This is a genomic window from Shimia sp. (assembly GCF_965227725.1).
Classification (GTDB): Bacteria; Pseudomonadota; Alphaproteobacteria; order Rhodobacterales; family Rhodobacteraceae; genus Shimia.
Map to the genome: position 1 here is coordinate 1 of NZ_CBDDGH010000004.1, position 20,824 is coordinate 20,824.

Sequence of the window (20,824 nt, forward strand, 5' to 3'; positions counted from 1 at the left end):
TGTACTCGTCAACAGCTGCCATCAGCTCTGCGATTTTCTCGGAACCGATGTTGGCGTCGCGGTCTTCCAGAGCCGCCAGAGCGGAGCCTGCGATCACAGGGATGTCGTCGCCTGGGAATTCATACTCGGACAGCAGCTCGCGGATTTCCATTTCCACCAGCTCGAGCAGTTCTTCGTCGTCAACCTGGTCCACTTTGTTCATGAAAACAACCATGGCAGGGATGCCAACCTGGCGGCCCAGCAGGATGTGCTCACGGGTCTGTGGCATTGGGCCGTCTGCTGCGTTCACAACCAGGATCGCGCCGTCCATCTGCGCCGCACCGGTGATCATGTTTTTCACGTAGTCAGCGTGGCCTGGGCAGTCAACGTGTGCGTAGTGACGTGCTTCGGTTTCATATTCCACGTGCGCGGTGGAGATGGTGATGCCACGTGCTTTTTCTTCTGGCGCGCCGTCGATTTCGTCGTACGCTTTGAAGTCACCAAACTGTTTGGTGATCGCGGCGGTCAGCGTGGTTTTGCCGTGGTCAACGTGACCAATGGTGCCGATGTTGCAGTGCGGTTTACTGCGCTCAAACTTTTCCTTAGCCATCTCGGGCGCCTTCTACTTTGTGGGGGGCCGGTCTTGGCCCGTTTTCCTCTACCGCGCGCGACATATTTGGTTGCGCGCAAAAAATCAAGCGGGTTTGCCGTTTATCGACGCAGCTCTCGTTCCAGCTGCGCGCGCTTACGCTCATCTTTCTCAGACGGCCAGCATTTTGCGAGCTCTTCGGGGGGCACATCGTCCACCAGACAGGCCCGATTCTCATGCATCCAGCGCTCGATCTCACGCGCTGCGTTGAAGGTGAGATTTTCCAATTGCTCTTCTGCGGTCATGGTAAACCCGCTGGACGTCACGAGCGTGCCACTGCCAAAGCTTTCCAGCACAATGATCTCGCGCGGCTCTTCGTTGAACTTCGCCCCCGCACGGTCATCCCAGGCGGTGACGGTGAGGATCAGCGCAGATTTCGTGGACAGCAGCACCGGCACACCGCGTTGCGCCAGCATGTAGCCTGACAGGTTGATGCCAAAATGCACCAGACGCTCCCCGTCATAGCGGCCCAGACGCGCATCGACCGCGTTCTTCATCGAGGCAATCCACTGCTCCTTGGGCAACTCGCGCGACAGCGGGCCTTTCTGAAGATCCGGCGCCACCACAATGTTGTGGCCCATTGTGAAATCCCCGAGGTCCAGCTTTTCGCTGGTCACTTCGGTGCTGCGCGCACCGCAAGATACCAGCACGGCCAACGCCGCCAAACACATCCCGATCCTGCCCATGTAAGCTGTTCCTGCTGCTCGTCGTTGTGATTGAGCGATCACATAGCCGATGCCCGGCTTTCACGCAATCTTGGCCTTTATTTGAGTTGATCCGCAGCCTACACTTTTGCGTAGAAGGATCGACATGCCAGATGATGTACATCAGTCCCAGCTGACCGAAGCCGACCGCGCAAAGGCCCTGCCTGTTTCACGCTAAACTTGCCACCGAGCCGCTTGGGCTCTGGGGCTCGCTCAAGGCGGCGCGCAGCAATCTTCTGTCGATCCTGCCGGAAATTGCCGTGCGCCAGCCCATGGTGTCTGGCCGCACCGGATTGCGCTGGCACATGGTGATGGACCCCGGCGCCATCCGGCAGATGCTTCTGGAGAAGGTCGACGACTATCCCAAGTCCCGCGCGACCAAGAACATCCTGCGCCCTGCCATCGGCGACAGCCTGTTTATCGCTGAAGGCGCACACTGGCGCTGGCAACGCCGCGCTGCTGCGCCCGTGTTCACCCACCGCAACATCAGCAACCTCGCCCCCGTTATGGCCGCCGCCGGAGAGCGCGCCGCCGACCGTATCGCGACTGCGGGACCGCGCGCCGTCGACCTTCTAGATGAGATGGTCAAAACCACCTTTGACGTGATCTCGGAAGTCACCTTCTCAGGTGATGGCAGGATGGACAGCGGCGCGGTGCATGAGGCCATCGACGCCTATATCGCAGAGGCTGGCAAGATCTCCTTACTGGACATGCTGGGCGTGCCCGACTGGGTGCCCCGCCCCGGCCGCATCCGCACCGGCCAGGCCATGGTCGAGATGAAAAAGGTCGCCGACACGGCCATCGACTCCCGGCGCGCGCGCGGAGCAAAAGACACGCCGGATCTGCTGGATCTGCTGCTGGCGGGCGAAGACCCGGAAACCAAAAAGCGCATGAACACCGCAGAGCTGCGTGACAATCTGCTGACCTTCATCGTCGCCGGACATGAAACCACCGCGCTGACCCTTGCCTGGGCGCTCTACCTCTGCGCTTTTGACCAGGAGGTGCAAACAAAGGCCCGCGCCGAGATCAACGCGGTCTGCGGCGACGCTCCGATCACCGGCGATCATGTCGATCAGCTCACCTATCTGCGCCAGATTGTCGAGGAAACCCTGCGGCTCTACCCACCAGCAGGCATCATTTCCCGCACAGCGCAAAAGGCAGACTCGCTCTGCGCCCGCGACATCCATCCCGGCGATACGGTGATGATCCCGATCTACGCGCTGCAGCGCAATCACCAGCTCTGGGACAATCCGGACGCGTTTGACCCGGACCGCTTTGCCAACCGCAAAGCCATTGACCGCTATGCCTACCTGCCGTTTGGCGACGGCCCCCGTATCTGCATCGGCGCGAGCTTTGCGCTGCAGGAGGCCGTGATCATCCTCGCAGCCCTCCTGCGCCGTTTTCACTTTGAAGACATCGCAGGCCGCCCGCCAAAGCCAGTGATGATCCTCACGTTGAGGCCCGAAGGCGGAGTTTGGCTGCAAGCCAAAGAGATCAATCAGGCTCGCGCGCCTGCCTACTGATGCAGCGAGAGCGGCCTGCTCTTACAAACTGACACAGCGGCTCCTAAGTCAGACGAAAGAACAAGTGTAGCGTCGAGCAACACAGTTTAGCTGGCGTCTGAACTGCGTCGCCAAAACAATACACGCGAAACTGTGTTTCCAACCAGCCAGAGCCCCTCTGATGGCATGCCTAAATGCAGACGCCGCCTAAACCAAAGACCAAAAGATATGAACAGACGGCGGCAACTACAAAACAGTGGCCATGGCATCCAATGATCGCTAAAGCATCTGAAAACAATGTGTTATACACTTAATACAGGATATCCGATGCAAGATCGTTACGCCGGTGACGTCGGAGACTTCGTAAAGCTCGGCCTGCTAAGAGCCCTGTCGCCCGGACATCAGCTGGGTGTTGCGTGGTACCGACACCCCGACGAGAGCCATAATCAAGATGGGCGGTACATCACATACCTAGATCAACCGGAGCGGTATCAACATCTGGACCCGACGCTCTTCTATCATTTGCGTAACATCGTCAAAGAGGCGCGCTCAATCAGCTCTCTGTTGCCGGTGCTAGATGGCGCAGTCTCGTTTGATGAAACCGTTGACACGAGCAATGTAGCACCGCGCGAGCGTCGCGATTGGCGTCGTTCTTGGTTTGGGCGAGCGATGGATCAGCTGTCAACCTGCGACCTTGTTTTCGCAGACCCAGACAATGGCATCATCGATGACGATGACAGGCGCAAAGGACGCGCAAAGTTTGGTAAACAGATGCCGCTGGCAGAATTACAAAAATTGGCCCAGGGCCGTTGCGCAGTGATCTATCACCACAATACTCGGCGGCGAGGCGGCCATGACGCTGAAGTCGACTATTGGCTGAAAGAGATTGGGATGCCAAGTTTGGCGGTTCGTGCGACGTCCTACAGTCCAAGAACATTCTTCGTGGTGAACCCCAGCAAAGTGATCGAAGAAAGACTACAAGATTTCTGCCACCGATGGGCTGGCATGAAAGTATACTTACATACAGCAAGCTCACATCGCTAATCTGAACACACTCTCCACAAATACGCGGAAATCACAGCCGACCACCCAGGGTCGCGGGCTGGCATGTGTGACCCAAGACAGCCGCTGCAAATTTGTTGGACAACGCCACAAAAAGAAAACGCCGACCATTCTCATGATCGACGCTTCACATGCTTTTTGTCTCAGGCAGATCAGAAGCCGTGCTTCTCTTTCAGCGCTGCAACCGTGTCCTGATTGGCCGCGAACCACGCGTTGAACGAGTCAACAATGTCGCCGCGCGTGCTGGAGGACAGATGATAATCCGCCTGCGAATTCGGCAGGCTCTCATCAAAGACCAGCGCCCCTTCGTCCTGCCCCATTTCGCTCAGAACCCGGTTCAGAACATGCACGTTTGCATAGGCGCCATCGATACGCCCCGCGAGCGCTTGGCGGACCAGGCCGCTGAAGTTCGGGTTCTCTTTCAGCGTCACCTGACCTGCTTCAATCCGGTCCAACCAGGAAAAGGCCGTAAAACCCAAAACCGTTCCGATCTGCGCGATCTCATCCACAGGTTTGCCGAGGTTCTCAGGAACCACCATCACCCCTTCCACGGTCGCTTCGACCACGGTGGAGTAGTGCATTTCAACGCCGCTCTTCAGATCAGCGGACCAATAAGCATTGTCCGGATATTTCAAATCCACATCCCCGGACACCACCGCCTGCATCAGGCGGTTGATCGGCAGCGCTTTGAACTGCAGCTCATGCCCTTCATCCGCAGCAAAGGCGGACAGCACATCAGCCGCAAAGCCGGTGTAGGATTTTCCGTCCCATTTGTAGTGCGGCAGGTAGTCGATGTTCTCAACGCCCACCACAAGGGTTTCTGCAAGGCTGGCGGTGCCAGACAGGCTGGCCAGTGCGAGGGTGCCGGCTGCAAGAATGGTTTTCATGGCTGTGCTTTCTTTTTGACCGAATGAATAAGTATTCCAGCGCTGGACCTAGGTTTTTCAGACTAACAAAGTCTAAAAACCGGCCCCGCGCACAGCGCTCAGCTCAGCAAAATTCGGTTCAAAATGGAGAAGTCTTACGGCTGTCGAAACGAACGTCGCAAGACCTAGAGCAACAGGCTCAGAGCCAAAGCGCACACTAATTGCAGCACTTCCTTTTTGACGCCATATGCGCGTCAAAATCGCGACATTATTTTCCGAGAAATATTCACGCAAAAGTTGAGAGGGCCGACCTTGAATTATGCACTACTAACCGTAGATGTATCCGCTAGATTGCTGGGCTTCATTGGGCTCTTCGCGATTGCCACGTTTATCTCACTCGCTGCCCCAACATTCTCCTCCCCAGAAATCATAAACGCCATTGATGCGCTTGTGGTCATTCTAATATTTTTGAAAGCCATGGAGTTCCTGCTACCGGGCAAATTTGAGAATGCAATGCAAGATGTGTTTGTTCGAGGCTCCGAACTACTAAACCACCTGGCAAACCTCATATTTATCGGCGCCCTTTTCTATCTGCTGTTTAGGCTATTTGACGCTCCCGCGTCCGACAGACAATTTGCCACGGCACTCCTGCTTATGGCCGCGTCCGCCGCAGCGGCACTTATCAACCTATTGGTATTCATGTCAGGCTTTGCACATAAGGTTTATGCCGACTATTTTGACACTCAGAGCCTGCACACTGCGATCTACACTGAAGCCGCAGAACCCCGACAACAAGACTGGCTCGATAAGTCATGCCTTTACGTCGCCTGCTTGCCTTGGATGGGCTTGACGACCCTTACGATCTTCTCAAAAACAATCGCCACCCCTCAGCAGCTTGCTTGGGAACAAAAACACGAAGTGCTTTTGCAAGCAGCGTTCTTGGGACCAATCGCCCTTGCCGTTGCGGCTATGATTATGCGCCCTCCTTACCAACGGCCGGACGGCTGGAAAAGCTCACGCCCGAAGGCAATGTTTGGTGGTACCGTGCTGTTGGCACTTGCATTCGCGAGCTGGCAACTAGGGGGAAAGCACACCTTGATCCCGACAGCCATAAACGTGCTGACAAATCATCCGAAGGCGGAAAAGGCCTACGTGATCTCCCATGCAAAGATCGTTCGCAAAATGGGACTTTGCCTTTCACTTACCCCTTTAGATGCAAAAAATGTAACGCTAGAGACCTGCGGTTTCTCCAAAAATGACAGCGGCAGTTTGCGGCCAGGTTCAACGGTCATTTTCTATGGTGAGCTGAGCCCTTATGGCCACACGCTAGAACGGCATAGGACAAAATTCTAAGCTCCCCCAAACCATGGAACTAACCCCCAAGCACCTCGCACAACCATAGGTCGTAAAATCTAAGGATGGGCCTTTCACCCACCGCGAAATCTCATCTCACATCAAAGAAAAACGGGGGCACGGTGGCCCCCGAAAATCATTTGAACTTATTGTCTTTGGGGAAGCCATAAGGCGGCTTCTTGCCCACCCCGGCCCGCTTCGCCAGCCAGTCCGACAAATCAGGCTCATGGCGGGTTTTGCCGCTGTTGCCCATCGACCAGGTGAGGCCATCTTCCCACTTGAACGTGGTGATGTCAGACAGGCCACCATCAAGCTCCAGCGTGCCCTGACGGCCGCGCGCCATATTGTACTTCTGCAGGCGCACACCTTTGCCGCGGCCCAGCTCTGGCAGCTCATCCACAGGGAACACGAGGAAGCGCGCGTTTTTGGACACCACCGCCACGTGATCGCCATCCACTGGCTTACAGATCATCGCCTTCACGTCGTCTTTGACGTTCAGCACCTGTTTCCCGGTCCGCGTCTGAGCAATCACATCCTTTTCAGGCACCACAAACCCGTCACCCGCGCTTGAGGCCACCAGCAACCGGCGCTCCGGCGCATGGACAAAGATGTCCACGATCTCCGCCTCGTTGGGCAGATCCACCATCAGGCGCACAGGTTCCCCCATGCCGCGCCCGCCGGGCAGGTTGGCTGCACTCAGGGTATAAAAACGCCCGTTGCTGCCAAACATCAGCAGGCGGTCCGTGGTCTCCGCGTGGAAGATAAACCGCGGCCCGTCACCATCTTTGAATTTCAGCTCGCGGGTCAGATCAATGTGACCGGACATCGCCCGGATCCACCCCATCTGAGAGCAGACAATCGTCACCGGCTCGCGGTCGATCATCGCCTCAATCGGCACCTCTTCCACCTCGGCAGCCTCGGCAAAGACGGTGCGGCGCGCACCACCTTCATAGCCTTTGCCAAAGGTCTTCTTGGCCTCTTTCAGCTGATCGGAGATACGCTCCCACTGCATGTCTTCGCTGCCCAAAAGCGCAACGATGCCAGCGCGCTCTTCCTGCAGCGCATCCCGCTCGCGGATCAGCTCCAGCTCTTCCAGACGGCGCAGGCTGCGCAGGCGCATATTGAGGATCGCCTCTGCCTGCACCTCGGTCAGCTGGGTTGCGCCACTGCCGGGCAGCGGTGACTTATAGTCCGCCTCGCTGGTCGCGCGGGGGTGATCCAGATCCCAATTCTCCGCCATCAACGCCTGTTTGGGCGCATCATCATAGCGGATGATGTCAATCACACGGTCAAGATTAAGGAAGGCAATGATAAAGCCCTCCAACACTTCCAGACGGTGGTCAATCTTCTCCATCCGGTGTTTGGAGCGACGGATCAGCACCTCACGGCGGAAATCCAGGAACGCGCGCAGAACCTCTTTCATGGAGCAGACCTTCGGGGTCACGCCATCAATCAAGACGTTCATGTTCAACGAGAAGCGGATCTCCAGATCGCTGCTGCGATAGAGCATGTTCATCAGAACATCCGGCTCTACGTTTTTGCTGCGCGGCTCCAGAATGACGCGAATATCGTCTGCCGACTCGTCGCGCACATCTGCCAGAATAGGCACCTTCTTGGTCTGGATCAGCTCGGCCAGCTTCTCGATCAGCTTGGATTTCTGCACCTGATAGGGGATCTCGGTGACCACAATCTGCCACTGTCCGCGGCCCAGATCTTCCTTCTCCCACTTACAGCGCAGACGGAACGAGCCGCGCCCGGTGCGATAAGCCTGCGCGATGCTTTCAGGCGGCTCAACAATCACGCCACCGGTCGGGAAATCCGGCCCCGGCACATAGTTGAGCAACGTGTCATCACGCACATCCGGCGTCTTGATCATGTGCAGACAGGCGTCACACAGCTCGCTGATGTTGTGGGGCGGAATGTTTGTCGCCATCCCCACCGCGATGCCGCTGGCGCCATTGGCCAGAAGGTTCGGGAAGGTCGCCGGAAGCACAACAGGCTCGCTCAGCGTGCCGTCATAGTTCTCGCGAAAATCAACCGCGTCCTCGTTCAGCCCTTCCAAAAGCGCCTCTGCAACCGAGGTCATCCGCGCTTCCGTGTATCGGCTCGCCGCCGGGTTGTCCCCGTCGATATTGCCGAAGTTCCCCTGACCGTCGACCAGCGGATAGCGCACGTTGAAGTCCTGCGCCAAACGCGCCATCGCGTCGTAAATCGCGGCATCGCCGTGCGGGTGATAGTTGCCCATCACATCGCCGGAAATCTTCGCGGATTTCCGGAAACCGCCGGTGGCGGAAAGTTTCAGCTCACGCATCGCGTAGAGGATTCGGCGGTGTACCGGCTTCAACCCATCCCGCGCATCTGGCAGCGCGCGGTGCATAATCGTGCTCAGCGCATAGGTCAGATAGCGGTCGCCAATCGCGCGCCGCAGCGGTTCCGTTACGTTCTGAGAGGGGAGCTCGTCGTCATCGATCAGATCAGTCATGGCTGAGTGATAACTTTTGCCGCCGTCACGGTAAAGCACATGCACGGGGACAGCCGCCGATTTTTCCCCCACAAGTTAAGGATTTCCTCAGTTTATCTTTTGCATCAAGCGCTTAAGAAGCGCGTCTGTATTGATTTATTGATTCCCTGGGGAGGGTACAAAGTGAATAAGTTTGTCATTGTGAGTTTCGGCATTATGGGTTGGGCCTTCTGGGAACTCAGCGGTGGCGCGGATTTTGAGCCAAAATCACAGCGCATCGTGGAATCGGCCCAGCCGGAAACGGTCATCGCCTCCACTGCCATGGAGACGTCAGCACCGGTCACCAACAAAGAGTCCATTGCGCGCGCCGCAACCTCTGTGCCCACGGTTCGGGCCACGCCAGCAGCAGCACGCTCCGCAGATACAGCCTCGGTCATCCCGGCAGTGCAGCCCGGCATCACCAACAATGTGTTTGCCACCTCGCTCAGCGTGAATCTGGCCTCTTACGAGACCCCGAATGCGGCCTTTGTTCCGGCCGTTGCTGAGGCCACCCCGGTGCCGGCAGCGGAGCCCGCGCCCCGCACCGCTGCCGATATGCGGCAAGTGCGCGGCACCCGCGTGAACATGCGCGGCGGACCGGGCACCGGATATGGCGTGCTGGCCGTGCTGTCGCGGGGCCAGGAAGTGCAAATCCTGCGCGAAAGCGGCTCCGGCTGGCTCAAACTGCGTGATCAGGAAAGCGGCATTGTCGGCTGGATGTCCGCAAAAATGATCACATCACCTAACAGTTAAGTAAGACGCCACGTCTGGGCTATTGCTCCGGTCTTGGTCCGGCCTAGTGTGCCGCGCAAACGCGCGCAAAAGAAGGCCAGTCCCGCTATGACCCAGAAAACGCTCCTTATCACAGGCTGCTCCACAGGCATTGGCCTTGCAGCCGCTGAAACCATGAAGGCCCGCGGCTGGCGCGTGTTCGCCAGCTGCCGCCAACAGGAAGACTGCGACCGCCTGATTGCCATGGGTTATGAAAGCCCGCGCATCGACTATCTCGATCCGGAGACCATCCGCACCGGCCTTGAGGAAGTGCTTGCTGCCACCGGCGGCACGCTGGATGCGCTGTTTAACAACGGCGCGCGCGCCCTGCCCGGCGCGGTTGAAGACCTGCCAACCGACGGTCTGCGCGACATGATGGAAAGCAACCTGATCGGCTGGCACGACCTGACCCGACAGGTGGTGCCAATCATGCGCAAACAGGGTCATGGGCGGATCGTTCAGAACTCCTCGGTTCTGGGATATGTCTCCATGCCCTATCGCGGAGCCTATGTGGCCACCAAATTCGCTCTGGAAGGCCTCAGCGACAGCCTGCGCATCGAGCTGCGCGAAACCCCGCTGCACGTGATCCTGATCGAACCCGGCCCGATCACCTCCAACATCCGCACCAATGCCGCAAAACAGTTCTTCAAATGGATCGACTGGGAAAACTCGCCCCACGCAGAGGACTACCGCAAAGGCTTGGTCGAGCGCCTGACCGAAGAGGATCAGACGCCAGATAAGTTTGAACTGCCTGCCTCGGCGGTCTGCGACAAGTTGATCCATGCTTTGGAGGCCGAAAAACCGCGCGCGCGCTACCGCATCACCTTTCCTGCACGGCTGATGCACGTCCTGCGGCGCCTTTTGTCGACCCGCGCGCTCGATTGGGTGATCTCCAAAGGCTGAGCGCGCGTAAAGAGTTGGTGGTTCTTTTTTGCGCCCAAAGCGTTTACACAGAGCCACCACAAACTCGAGGAGCAGTCTCATGGCCAATGATCCCCTTTTTTGGGTTGCCGCTGTCGCCTGTATTGGCGTTTTGATCATCCTGATGGTGGGTGTCGGCGGGTTTGCCAGAGGCGGCGAATTTAACAAGAAATATGCCAACAAAATCATGCGCCTGCGCTTGATCGCCCAATTTGTGGCGGTTCTGCTGATCCTGGCGTTTGTTTGGCTGCGTCAGGGGGGATGACGACATGGTGGTACTGAACAAAATCTACACGCGCACCGGCGACAAGGGCACAACCGCACTTGGCAATGGCGACCGCGTTGCCAAATACGACGGGCGCGTCGCGGCCTATGGCACGTCTGATGAGCTCAACTCGGCCGTTGGCGTGGCCCGCCTGCATGCGGTTGGCGAGATGGACACCGCGCTAATGCGCATCCAGAATGACCTCTTCGATCTTGGTGCCGATCTGTGTCGTCCGGACATGGCCAAAGATGCCGAAGCCGAATACCCGCCCCTGCGTATGGCGGCGAGCCAGGTTGCGCGCCTTGAACAAGAAATCGACGCCATGAACGCCGATCTTGAACCGCTGCGCAGCTTTGTGCTTCCCGGTGGTTCCGCACTGGCGGCGCATCTGCATGTCTGCCGCACAGTAGCACGCCGTGCAGAGCGTCTGTCGGTTGAACTTGCCCAGCATGAAGACGTGAACAGCGACGCGGTGACCTACCTCAATCGTCTGAGCGACTGGTTCTTCGTGGCCTCCCGTGTGGCCAACAACAACGGCAAGGATGACGTGCTCTGGGTGCCCGGCGCAAATCGCTGAGCCCCGCCTCCTCCGTTGCGCACGCAGCAGCGCGAATCAAATCGGGCGCATGAGCCCATCTGTTTGCGTTAACGGCACGGTTGACGCAAACTCTCCTCACGTAACTTTCTGCGACGCGGCAACAATCTTTCGAAGAACGTCGCGTGAAAACATCAATACGCGACGTCGTTGCGCTGCAAGGTGACGATTTTGCTCTGTTTCCTGAGCGCGCGAATATATATCAACGCCGTGAGAGCATTCGGATGAGCTGCCTAGGCGGCTTTGACAAACTTTGAGGAGTCTACGCCCATGAAGGTACTTGTACCTGTCAAGCGCGTGATTGACTACAACGTGAAAGTCCGCGTGAAAGCGGATGGGACCGGTGTCGATCTCGCCAACGTCAAAATGTCGATGAACCCATTCGATGAGATTGCAGTCGAAGAGGCCATCCGTCTTAAAGAAGCCGGTAAAGCGGACGAAATCGTCGCCGTTTCCATCGGTGTGAAGCAAGCTCAGGAAACCCTGCGCACCGCCCTCGCCATGGGTGCGGACCGCGCCATCCTGGTTGTGGCTGCTGACGATGTACATCAGGACATCGAGCCGCTGGCCGTTGCCAAGATCCTGGCAAAAGTTGTCGAAGAAGAGCAGCCGGGCCTCGTGCTCTGCGGCAAGCAAGCAATCGACAACGACATGAACGCAACCGGCCAGATGCTGTCTGCTCTGCTGGGCTGGTCCCAGGCGACCTTCGCATCCGAAGTGGATCTGGACGGCGACAAAGCGGTTGTGACCCGTGAGGTGGACGGTGGTCTGCAGACCATCAAAGTCAACACCCCGGCAATCATCTCCGTTGACCTGCGTCTGAACGAGCCGCGCTACGCGTCTCTGCCAAACATCATGAAAGCGAAGAAAAAGCCGCTGGATGAGAAAACCGCTGCCGACTACGGCGTTGATGTCTCCCCACGTCTGGAAATCGTGAAAACCTCCGAGCCGACTGAGCGCGCCGCAGGTATCATGGTTGGCTCCGTAGATGAGCTGGTTGCAAAACTCAAAGAAGCGGGGGCTGTATAATGGCTGTTCTTCTTCTCGCAGAAGTCAACAACGGTGAGCTGGCGCTGGACGCCACCGCCAAAGCTGTCTCCGCTGCAAAAGCACTGGGTGACGTGACCGTTCTGGCCGCTGGCGCATCTGCTGCCGCTGCTGGCGAAGCTGCCGCGAAAATCGACGGCGTTGCCAAAGTTCTGGTTGCTGAGGATGCATCCCTTGGCCATCGTCTGGCCGAGCCAACTGCTGCGCTGATCGTTTCCCTCGCGGGCGACTACAGCCACATCGTTGCACCAGCCACCACCGACGCCAAAAACGTGATGCCACGCGTGGCCGCGCTGCTGGACGTGATGGTGCTGTCTGACGTGACCGCAGTTGTGGATGGCGACACTTTCGAGCGTCCGATCTACGCAGGCAACGCGATCCAGACCGTGAAATCTTCCGACGCCAAGAAGGTCATCACCTTCCGTACGTCCACCTTTGACGCTGCAGGCGAAGGCGGTTCCGCATCCGTGGAAACCATCGGCGCAGCAGAAAACCCAGGCCTGTCTGAGTGGGTTGAGGACAAAGTTGCCGAGAGCGACCGTCCTGAGCTGACCTCCGCTGGCGTGGTTGTCTCCGGTGGCCGCGGTGTTGGGTCTGAAGAAGACTTCAAAATCATCGAAGCTCTGGCAGACAAGCTGGGCGCAGCTGTTGGTGCATCCCGCGCCGCGGTTGACTCCGGCTACGCACCAAACGACTGGCAGGTCGGTCAGACCGGTAAGGTTGTGGCTCCTGAGCTCTACATCGCAGCAGGTATCTCCGGCGCCATTCAGCACCTTGCAGGTATGAAAGACTCCAAGATCATCGTTGCGATCAACAAAGACGAAGAAGCGCCAATCTTCCAGGTTGCAGACTACGGTCTGGTGGCTGACCTCTTCGAAGCCGTGCCTGCTCTGACCGAAAAACTCGGCTAAGCGACACTGCTTTCAGATACAGAAAGGCCCGCCTGATTGGCGGGCCTTTTTTGTTTCGTCTGGCGCCCGTGTGGCTCACCCCAGCGGCATCAGCACCTGCAGGCTTTCAGCCAGCGCCTCTGCAGTCTCTTCATGGCCCTTCACGCTCAGCATACGTTGCGCCGCACCGCGCTCCATATCGCCAAAAGCCATGCCTGTGACGCCCTGCGCCATTGCCTCTTCGCTCAGCACCACTTCTACGATGTCTTCGACCAGCGGGCGCAGCTCTTCAATCATCAGACGGTCCACAAACAGCGGATCCGGCCCCAGACCGCTGGTGCCAAGCGCTGTGTCCGGCGCATGGTCAGCCACCCACAACAGCACCACCTTGCCGCCAATCGTGTTCAGCAACAGCTTCATCCGTGCGCTCCACGCCATGCGCAGCTCATCGCGCACCATGCAGTAGCGGTCCGGCGTGCGCGCACAAAGCGTGCCCAGCATATGGCGGGTAAAATGGAACTCGCTGAAATCAATTTCATTGAACACCATCTGCATCATATTGGAGGCCCCAATGAACCGGTCATTGCGACGCGGATGCACCTTGTAATACCGGTTGGACATATTCTGCGCGCCCATGACCTGAACCACGGTCACCTCGGCCCGCTGCGCCATTTCCAAAACGGTCGGCTCTGCCAGAAAGGCATCAATCCCGGCGTTCACATAGCCAAGGTTCACACAGTCCAGCGGCAGCCTGTCGTCCAGCATCTCCACAAACGGATGCGCAACAAATTTCCCATAGGTCTCTGTCCCACCCAGAAACGCAACATAAGGCGCGTCCAGATCTTTCTTTGGTCCACGGAAGGCCAGCCGGGACTCCCCGTAACGACACGGCTCATAATTGAGCTCACCGCCCTTCATCTTCTCGTAAGACATATTCTCACCACTAATTTTCTCACCCGTTTGAGAGAATCGCGCAAAGCTCTTGCGAAAAAGCTAATGCGCGCCTTTGACATAAGTTTTAGCGACTCCCCCCTCTTGCAGCTGTCGCCCACGCAGGCATAAGGTCCTCGCAAAGGTCTCAGAGGATAAGTGACATGGACATCAAAACGATTGGCGTCGTTGGCGCGGGCCAAATGGGCAACGGCATCGCGCATGTAATGGCGCTTTCTGGCTATGATGTGCTGCTCAACGATATCAACCAGGACGCGCTGGATGCCGCCGTGGCGCGCATCGACAAAAACCTTGAGCGCCAGGTCAGCCGTGAGAAGATTTCCGCCGATGCAAAGGCCGAGGCCATGGCCCGCATCAAAACCACACTGCAGCTGCCGGATCTGGGCGGCACCGATCTGGTGATCGAGGCGGCGACCGAGCGGGAAGAGATCAAACATCAGATCTTTGACACGCTGAAACCGCATCTCGGTCCAGACACGATCCTGACCTCAAACACATCCTCGATCTCGATCACCCGTCTGGCCAGCCGCACCGACCGCCCTGAGCGCTTCATGGGCTTCCACTTCATGAACCCGGTGCCGATGATGCAGCTGGTCGAGCTGATCCGCGGCATTGCCACCGATGAGCCCACCTATAAGGCCTGCCTGAACATCGTGGAGCGTCTGGGCAAAACCGCCGCCAGCGCCGAAGACTTCCCGGCCTTCATCGTGAACCGCATCCTGATCCCGATGATCAACGAGGCCTGCTACACGCTTTACGAAGGTGTGGGCAACGTCGCCTCCATCGACAACGCCATGAAGCTCGGTGCAAACCACCCGATGGGCCCGCTAGAGCTCGCGGATTTCATCGGTCTGGACACCTGTCTTGCGATCATGAACGTGCTGCACGACGGGCTTGCGGATACCAAATACCGCCCCTGCCCGCTGCTGACCAAATATGTCGAAGCCGGCTGGCTTGGCCGCAAGACCAAACGCGGCTTTTATGACTATCGCGGCGAGACACCGATCCCGACCCGCTAAGAACCTCTGAGGGACGCGCGGCCCCGCGCCGCGCCCCTCACACGCTTTGCCCTCCGGCAAGCCACAATGCCCTCCGGCACTTTTACCCTGTAAGAAGATATCAAGCGTCAGCCCCGCCTGTGGCGGACAATGTCAGCTGTCTTTGCCCAGATCCAGCGTGTGCTGGCGCAGCCACGCCATAAAGCCGCGTGGGTCCGTGTGCAGGCGCTCCATCTGTGCATCCGTCAGCGGCTTGCCCACCACCGGTTTCTGCGGCTTGTGGCAAGAACGCACAATCTCATGCAACAACAGGCCCTGACGCAGGATCGGGGAAATCTTGTTGGCAATCTGATACGCGCGGCTGTTCTGGCCGGGATAATAGATCGGCACCACCCGCGCGCCGGAGCGGCGGATCAGCTGGGCTGTGAACACATTCCATTCCCGCTCAATCGCGGGGCCAAACCAGCTGTCAGAGCTCATCACAACACCGGATGGGAACAGCGCGACCACGCCGCCCTCTTTCAGATGTGCCATGGCTTTGCCACGCATCTCAACCATCTTGCGTTGCGCGTCCGGATCATGCGGGAAAGGCACCGGAATCATGAAGCTTGAGGCCGCCTCATCCAGACCGGTGAGCACAGACCGGGTGAGGATGCGGTAGTCCTGACGCACCCGCCCAATCAGATCGGCAAAGATCATCCCGTCAACCATGCCATGGGGGTGATTGGCCACCACCACAACAGGTCCCTCGGCGGGAATGTTCTCAAGCTGCGCCTGAGGCGTCTTGAGCTCAATGCCCATGACATTGAGCGCCCCGCGCCAGAACTTCTGGCCCCGGTACTGTTCGTTGTCGCGCTCAAACTTGTTGACCATGCGCAGAACGGTCAGCTTGCCGGTAAACCACTCGATCACCCGAATGGCCAAAGCGGTCCAGCGGTCATCAAAGGAGTTGGCATACGTCAGGGTACGGCGGTCATAAATCTGACCGTCAGTTTCGCTTGCAGGTTTGCCCGCCTGCGCCTCTGGCACCGTGTCTACCAAGTCCGTCTTCCTGCGCCACCGCGCGCCTGTTCTAAAAGCCTTCGCCGAATTTGTCTGCGACAAGCGCCTCAATGGCGTCGGCCAAGGCCAGAGCATCTGGCCCGCTGGTTTCTACGTCAATGCTGGTGCCTTTGGAGGCCGCCAACATCAGCAAACCCATAATACTGTCGCCTCCGGCACTCAAGCCATCCTTTGCGACTTCGGCACTGGCGTCAAATCCTTCGACCACTTCCACAAGCTTGGCAGACGCCCGCGCATGCAGGCCTTTTTCGTTCACGATCTGCATCGTGCGTTGGACAATCTGGCTCATGTCACTACCCTGCTTGAATATTTTGGCTGTCAATATACTTGCGACCGGCCTCTAGCGCAGCGCGAACTGCATCGGCCACATCCAAATGGCGACTTTTGGCCAATTTGATCAACATTGGCAAATTTGCACCATAGAGAATCCGGCGATTGGCCGGGGCGCAGGCCCGCAGACTCAGGTTGGACGGGGAGCCGCCAAACATATCGGTGACAATGACAACGCCATCGCCGCGATCCACGGAATCCGCAGCTTCACAAATTTCAGATTGCTTTTGCGGCCGGTCATGATCGGCCTCAATGGTGATCGCCTGCACGCCACCCTGCGTGCCGACCACATGTTCCATGGCGGCCAGATACTCTTTGGCCAACCCGCCATGCGCGACGATCACTATTCCGATCAAACTGTGTGTTCCCCATCTTCCTGGCTGACCGGTATCCGCGCTGGCAGCGACGCAAACCGGTTAAGCTCGCGATGTCTTATAGACACCTGCCAGCCCCTGTTTGCAAGGGATTCGGCCATGGTTTCGGTGACAAAGACCGAGCGGTGTTTGCCGCCCGTACAGCCAAAGGCAATCATCAGATGGCTGCGGCCTTCTCGAATGTAGCCCGGCAGCAGCCCTTCCACCATCTGCTCCATGCGCTCCATAAACGGCGCAAATCCCGGGTCTTCAGACACATAGGCGCCAACAGCGGCGTCCCCGCCGTCCAGCGCGCGCAAGTCTTCCTGCCAATGCGGATTGTGCAGAAACCGGCAGTCGACCACGATATCCGCACCCTGCGGCAGGCCGCGCTTGTAGCTGAAGGATTGAATGGTCAGGCCAATCGCCTGCTCATTGAGCTGCGAGAAGCGCGCCTGCACCGCCTGACGCAGCTCATGCGGGCTCAGTTCTGAGGTGTCGATCAGCACATCCGCATAGGTGCGCACCCCGCTCAGCAGCGAAAGCTCGCGCTCAATGCCTTCGGTGGGATCTTCCTGACGCGCCATCGGGTGGCTGCGCCGGGTCTCGTTATAGCGCCGCCGCAGCACCTCCGCCCGGCAATCCAGATACAGAAGATCCGCCGCCGCATTGGGAATGCCCCGCGCAATCTCCATTGCCGCCAGCAAAGCGTCCGGCGAGAAATCCCGGTTGCGCACATCCAGCCCCAGCGCCATGGGCTGCCGCAATGGTTGCCCGGACAGCAACCGCTGCAGCAGGCCAAGCGGCAGGTTGTCTATGGTTTCATAGCCCACATCCTCCAAGGCCTTGATCGCGGTCGAGCGCCCCGCACCGGACGGGCCGGTGAGCAAAACAAGAGGAAAGGGCTTATCGGAGGCAGGCATGATCTGTCCTTATGCGTTTCGGCCGTGGCGCAGCATCTGCAAAAGCGCTGCCGCAAAATATGGGGCGTCCACCGACCAGAGCAAGGGCACATCCTTCTCAAGAATGCGTGCGTGCCTTGGATGGGGCAGCCGGTCCGTTTCGGTTTGGTCCAGATCGACCACCAGCTGCAGCTGCGCGGTCTCGGCAGTCTCCGCACGCAGAATGCCCACCCCGCGCGCCTCGATCAGCCCGCGCGTCGTCTCAGGCGCAGACACCCAGAGCGCCGCCCCGTCGCAGCGCACCATGGTCTGATCATCCGCCACCAGCTTTGCGCCATACGCCATCATCTGCAACGCCAGCGAGGATTTCCCGCGCCCGGAGGCCCCACGGATCAGCACCGCACGCCCTCCATCTGCCACGCAGGAGCCATGCAACAGGGTCTCTGCCACATGCAGGTCTTCTGAGGGATTGGACGCGCTCACTGGTTTGCCCGGCGCCTGCTCCATGGCTCAGACCGGCAAGCCCACGACAAAACGCGCACCCAACGGTTCAGAGGTCACATCCGCATCTGTCGGACGAATGTTCTCAGCCCAGATCACGCCACCATGGGCTTCCACAATCTGTTTGGAGATCGCGAGACCAAGACCCGAGTTATTGCCAAACTGCGATTCTGGGCGGTGCGAATAGAAGCGGTTGAAGATCTTGTTGAGCGACTGCTCCGGAATGCCCGGCCCGGTGTCTTCCACCACAACCAGCACACGGTTTTCCCGCCGCCGCGCCCAGACGCGGATCGCATCGCCTTCTTCACAGAAGCTGATCGCATTGGTGATCAGATTGACAAACACCTGCGCCAGCCGCGCCTCAAGCCCATTGATTTCAATCGGCCCATCAGGGAGGTCTGCAATAAAGTCGATGTTCTTGGATTTGGCATCTTCGCTCAGATATTGCGCCAGATTGCCAATCATCATCAGCAGGTCGAAGTTCTCTTCTTCTTCCTTGACCAGCTCACTATCCAGCCGCGAGGCGTTGGAAATATCGCTCACCAGGCGGTCAAGGCGTCGCACGTCGTGCTCAATCACGCTCAGCAGCTTCTCGCGATGTTCGTCTTTCTTCACAACCCGCAGAGAGCCCACCGCAGAGCGCAGCGACGCCAGTGGGTTTTTGATCTCATGGGCCACGTCGGCGGCAAACTGTTCATTGCTGTCGATACGCTCATAAAGCGCTGACACCATGCCGCGCAGCGCACCGGACAGGCGGCCAATCTCGTCAGGCCGCGCGGTCAGGTCGGGAATACGCACCCGGCCAGGATTGACCTTGCGGTTGTCGCTGTCCCCGCCAAGCTCTGCGGCCGCGGCCAGATCAGAGAGCGGATTGGAAATGGTTGAGGCCAGCACCATCGACAGACCAACAGAGACCACCGTGGCAATCAGGAACATCTGCAAAACGCGCTCGCGCTCCGAGCTCACCATGTGATCCAGCTCACCGGAGGCACTGGTCAGCACCACCGCGCCAATCACCCGCGCGCCCTGTTTGATCGGCACCGCCACGGCAAAGATGCGCTCGCCTGTGGCATTGGCCAGCGTATCAAGGCTCTCACTGCCGGCCACCGCATCCTGCGCCAGTCGGTTCAGCTCTTCATTGAGCGCCGGGCCTGTGCGCGGCTCAGAGCCATCCCGCCCGGAAATCGCTGTCCATGCACGGCTGAGGGCCGAAGTCAGTGGCGTGCCTTCAGGGCGCTCTGACAGCACCTCTGCCAGCGCGGTGGAGGTGATGCCCTCTTTGGAGCCCACAACACTTGGGGCGGAGTCAAACACAGTGACCGTGGTGCCCATCTGCAGCGGCAGCTTCGCAAGCGTGCCCGCCACATCAACCCCGTCATTGGTCACAAGGTTCACCGGCGCCCCTGCCGGAAGCTGCGCCTCAAAAGCCCCTGCAATCAGGCGCGCCTCTGTGGCCAGCCCACCGGCGCGTTGCACGGCAAAGCTGTCGCGCGCACTGTTGAGGTACAAAATCCCCGCGACCAGAACGCAAAGGGCGATCAGGTTGAAGGTGATGATCTTTCGCGTGAGGGGCGATTTGCTCAGAGGCAAAAGACGGCGGCGTTCGCGCCGGCCTCGCATTTCCCTCTCGGCACGGGCTTCAGGCGCGACCCAATCGTCACCCAAAACAACGTCCCCGTCCCGCCCTTGCGCCATATCTCGCACGTCGGTCCTTTCGGCCTGGTGTCGTTACTCTTCGTTGTACCTATAGCCAATGCCATACAGCGTCTCAATCGCGGAAAAGTCCGGATCAGCTGTGCGCATTTTCTTGCGCAGGCGCTTGATGTGGCTGTCGATGGTACGGTCGTCAACATAGACCTGATCGTCATAGGCCACATCCATCAGCTGGTCGCGGCTCTTCACAAAACCCGGGCGTTGCGCCAGCGCCTGAAGCAGCAGGAATTCGGTGACCGTCAGCGTCACATCCTTGCCCTTCCAGCTCACCGAGTGGCGCAGCGGGTCCATGGTCAGCTCACCGCGTTCCATGATCTTGGTGTCTTCGGTGTCGCCAACAATATCGCCATCTACGGCTTCCTGACGGCGCAGCAAGGCACGAATGCGCTCCACCAGCAGGCGCTGGCTGAACGGCTTCTTGACGTAGTCATCCGCGCCCATGCGCAGACCCAGCACTTCGTCGATCTCGTCATCCTTGGAGGTCAGAAAAATCACCGGCATCGTGGTTTTCTGGCGCAGCCGTTGCAGCAGATCCATACCATCCATGCGCGGCATCTTGATGTCGAGCACCGCCATGTCGGGGAGTTTCTTGTTGAATGCGTCCAGCGCCTGCTGGCCGTCATTGTAGGTCTCGACTTCAAACCCCTCAGCCTCAAGGGTGATTGAAACCGACGTCAAAATGTTTCTGTCGTCGTCCACAAGGGCAATTCTTGACATCGGACGGATCCTCTCACTGCTCTTATTTTATGCCTAATTTTTGCGGTATTATGCGCATCTCAGGCTGAGGCAATCAACGCAAAAGTGCGATTCGGGTCTCAAACCGGACTCATTAGGCCGCAAAATCGCTAACCAATGGCTAAATTGTCTCACTTTCGGCGACAAACTTTGCGCGAATTTTCCGATCGGAACA

Annotated in this window: 22 protein-coding genes; 10 read left to right on the forward strand and 12 right to left on the reverse strand. The window is 58.5% G+C overall.

All coding sequences use genetic code 11. From position 1 onward, the window contains the following. Both ACO07T_RS07870 and ACO07T_RS07875 read right to left on the reverse strand, forming a co-directional pair. Positions 1 to 589, reverse strand: a 589-nt coding sequence (locus ACO07T_RS07870) for a GTP-binding protein (protein ID WP_422048949.1), incomplete at its 3' end; no start/stop codon positions are given. A 101-nt stretch (positions 590 to 690) separates the two neighbouring features. Then, the gene (locus tag ACO07T_RS07875) at positions 691 to 1,314 is read right to left on the reverse strand and encodes a hypothetical protein (protein ID WP_422048950.1); all 624 of its coding nucleotides are present in this window, start codon (positions 1,312 to 1,314) and stop codon (positions 691 to 693) included. A 278-nt stretch (positions 1,315 to 1,592) separates the two neighbouring features. Here ACO07T_RS07875 and ACO07T_RS07880 point away from each other — a divergent pair, with 278 nt between their 5' ends. Beyond that, positions 1,593 to 2,855 (forward strand): cytochrome P450, encoded by a 1,263-nt coding sequence (locus ACO07T_RS07880; protein ID WP_422048951.1) that lies wholly within the window; start codon positions 1,593 to 1,595, stop codon positions 2,853 to 2,855. A 306-nt stretch (positions 2,856 to 3,161) separates the two neighbouring features. Next, positions 3,162 to 3,878, forward strand: a complete 717-nt coding sequence (locus ACO07T_RS07885) for a hypothetical protein (protein WP_422048952.1) — start codon at positions 3,162 to 3,164, stop codon at positions 3,876 to 3,878. Between the two features lie 170 nt (positions 3,879 to 4,048). Here ACO07T_RS07885 and ACO07T_RS07890 read toward each other — a convergent pair whose 3' ends face one another. Beyond that, positions 4,049 to 4,783, reverse strand: a complete 735-nt coding sequence (locus ACO07T_RS07890) for a substrate-binding periplasmic protein (RefSeq protein ID WP_422048953.1) — start codon at positions 4,781 to 4,783, stop codon at positions 4,049 to 4,051. A gap of 291 nt (positions 4,784 to 5,074) precedes the next feature. On the opposite strand from ACO07T_RS07890, the gene ACO07T_RS07895 reads away from it, so the two are divergent. After that, positions 5,075 to 6,115: a hypothetical protein gene (locus tag ACO07T_RS07895; protein WP_422048954.1), complete on the forward strand. Its 1,041-nt coding sequence runs from the start codon at positions 5,075 to 5,077 to the stop codon at positions 6,113 to 6,115. Positions 6,116 to 6,251: 136 nt separating this feature from the next. Here ACO07T_RS07895 and ACO07T_RS07900 read toward each other — a convergent pair whose 3' ends face one another. Further along, the gene (locus tag ACO07T_RS07900) at positions 6,252 to 8,597 is read right to left on the reverse strand and encodes a DNA topoisomerase IV subunit A (RefSeq protein ID WP_422048955.1); all 2,346 of its coding nucleotides are present in this window, start codon (positions 8,595 to 8,597) and stop codon (positions 6,252 to 6,254) included. Between the two features lie 162 nt (positions 8,598 to 8,759). On the opposite strand from ACO07T_RS07900, the gene ACO07T_RS07905 reads away from it, so the two are divergent. The 6 genes from ACO07T_RS07905 to ACO07T_RS07930 all read left to right on the forward strand — a co-directional run bounded on the left by ACO07T_RS07905 (position 8,760) and on the right by ACO07T_RS07930 (position 13,125). Further along, positions 8,760 to 9,368 carry an SH3 domain-containing protein gene (locus ACO07T_RS07905; protein ID WP_422048956.1) on the forward strand — a complete coding sequence of 203 codons (609 nt, stop codon included), beginning with the start codon at positions 8,760 to 8,762 and terminating at the stop codon, positions 9,366 to 9,368. Positions 9,369 to 9,455: 87 nt separating this feature from the next. After that, positions 9,456 to 10,289 (forward strand): SDR family NAD(P)-dependent oxidoreductase, encoded by an 834-nt coding sequence (locus ACO07T_RS07910; RefSeq protein WP_422048957.1) that lies wholly within the window; start codon positions 9,456 to 9,458, stop codon positions 10,287 to 10,289. A gap of 79 nt (positions 10,290 to 10,368) precedes the next feature. Further along, the gene (locus ACO07T_RS07915) at positions 10,369 to 10,572 is read left to right on the forward strand and encodes a twin transmembrane helix small protein (RefSeq protein ID WP_209060141.1); all 204 of its coding nucleotides are present in this window, start codon (positions 10,369 to 10,371) and stop codon (positions 10,570 to 10,572) included. 4 nt (positions 10,573 to 10,576) lie between these two features. Next, complete coding sequence (locus tag ACO07T_RS07920) at positions 10,577 to 11,149, forward strand: cob(I)yrinic acid a,c-diamide adenosyltransferase (protein ID WP_209060139.1); 573 nt, start codon at positions 10,577 to 10,579, stop codon at positions 11,147 to 11,149. 288 nt (positions 11,150 to 11,437) lie between these two features. Beyond that, positions 11,438 to 12,196, forward strand: a complete 759-nt coding sequence (locus ACO07T_RS07925) for an electron transfer flavoprotein subunit beta/FixA family protein (protein ID WP_209060137.1) — start codon at positions 11,438 to 11,440, stop codon at positions 12,194 to 12,196. Next, the gene (locus ACO07T_RS07930; RefSeq protein WP_209060135.1) at positions 12,196 to 13,125 is read left to right on the forward strand and encodes an electron transfer flavoprotein subunit alpha/FixB family protein; all 930 of its coding nucleotides are present in this window, start codon (positions 12,196 to 12,198) and stop codon (positions 13,123 to 13,125) included. Before ACO07T_RS07925 ends, ACO07T_RS07930 begins: the two co-directional genes overlap by 1 nt. A gap of 75 nt (positions 13,126 to 13,200) precedes the next feature. On the opposite strand, the gene ACO07T_RS07935 is transcribed toward ACO07T_RS07930, so the two are convergent. Further along, positions 13,201 to 14,037: a DUF6473 family protein gene (locus ACO07T_RS07935; RefSeq protein WP_422048958.1), complete on the reverse strand. Its 837-nt coding sequence runs from the start codon at positions 14,035 to 14,037 to the stop codon at positions 13,201 to 13,203. Between the two features lie 161 nt (positions 14,038 to 14,198). On the opposite strand from ACO07T_RS07935, the gene ACO07T_RS07940 reads away from it, so the two are divergent. After that, complete coding sequence (locus ACO07T_RS07940; protein WP_209060130.1) at positions 14,199 to 15,074, forward strand: 3-hydroxybutyryl-CoA dehydrogenase; 876 nt, start codon at positions 14,199 to 14,201, stop codon at positions 15,072 to 15,074. 132 nt (positions 15,075 to 15,206) lie between these two features. Here ACO07T_RS07940 and ACO07T_RS07945 read toward each other — a convergent pair whose 3' ends face one another. Genes ACO07T_RS07945 through ACO07T_RS07975 form a run of 7 tightly spaced genes read right to left on the reverse strand, consistent with a single transcriptional unit; the run spans position 15,207 to position 20,631 of the window. Next, entirely contained in the window at positions 15,207 to 16,094 is an 888-nt protein-coding gene (locus ACO07T_RS07945) for a lysophospholipid acyltransferase family protein (RefSeq protein ID WP_422048959.1), read from the reverse strand. 31 nt (positions 16,095 to 16,125) lie between these two features. Beyond that, positions 16,126 to 16,404 (reverse strand): HPr family phosphocarrier protein, encoded by a 279-nt coding sequence (locus tag ACO07T_RS07950; protein WP_247738586.1) that lies wholly within the window; start codon positions 16,402 to 16,404, stop codon positions 16,126 to 16,128. 4 nt (positions 16,405 to 16,408) lie between these two features. After that, complete coding sequence (locus ACO07T_RS07955) at positions 16,409 to 16,801, reverse strand: PTS sugar transporter subunit IIA (protein ID WP_209060126.1); 393 nt, start codon at positions 16,799 to 16,801, stop codon at positions 16,409 to 16,411. Continuing rightward, positions 16,798 to 17,721, reverse strand: a complete 924-nt coding sequence (gene rapZ, locus ACO07T_RS07960) for an RNase adapter RapZ (protein WP_422048960.1) — start codon at positions 17,719 to 17,721, stop codon at positions 16,798 to 16,800. Before rapZ ends, ACO07T_RS07955 begins: the two co-directional genes overlap by 4 nt. Before the next feature lie 9 nt (positions 17,722 to 17,730). Further along, a complete protein-coding gene (locus ACO07T_RS07965; protein WP_422048961.1) occupies positions 17,731 to 18,183 on the reverse strand; it encodes an HPr kinase/phosphorylase in 453 nt (150 codons plus the stop codon). 27 nt (positions 18,184 to 18,210) lie between these two features. Further along, complete coding sequence (locus ACO07T_RS07970) at positions 18,211 to 19,896, reverse strand: sensor N-terminal transmembrane domain-containing protein (protein WP_422048962.1); 1,686 nt, start codon at positions 19,894 to 19,896, stop codon at positions 18,211 to 18,213. Positions 19,897 to 19,929: 33 nt separating this feature from the next. Further along, positions 19,930 to 20,631 carry a response regulator transcription factor gene (locus tag ACO07T_RS07975; protein WP_209060121.1) on the reverse strand — a complete coding sequence of 234 codons (702 nt, stop codon included), beginning with the start codon at positions 20,629 to 20,631 and terminating at the stop codon, positions 19,930 to 19,932. Positions 20,632 to 20,824 lie beyond the last annotated feature (193 nt).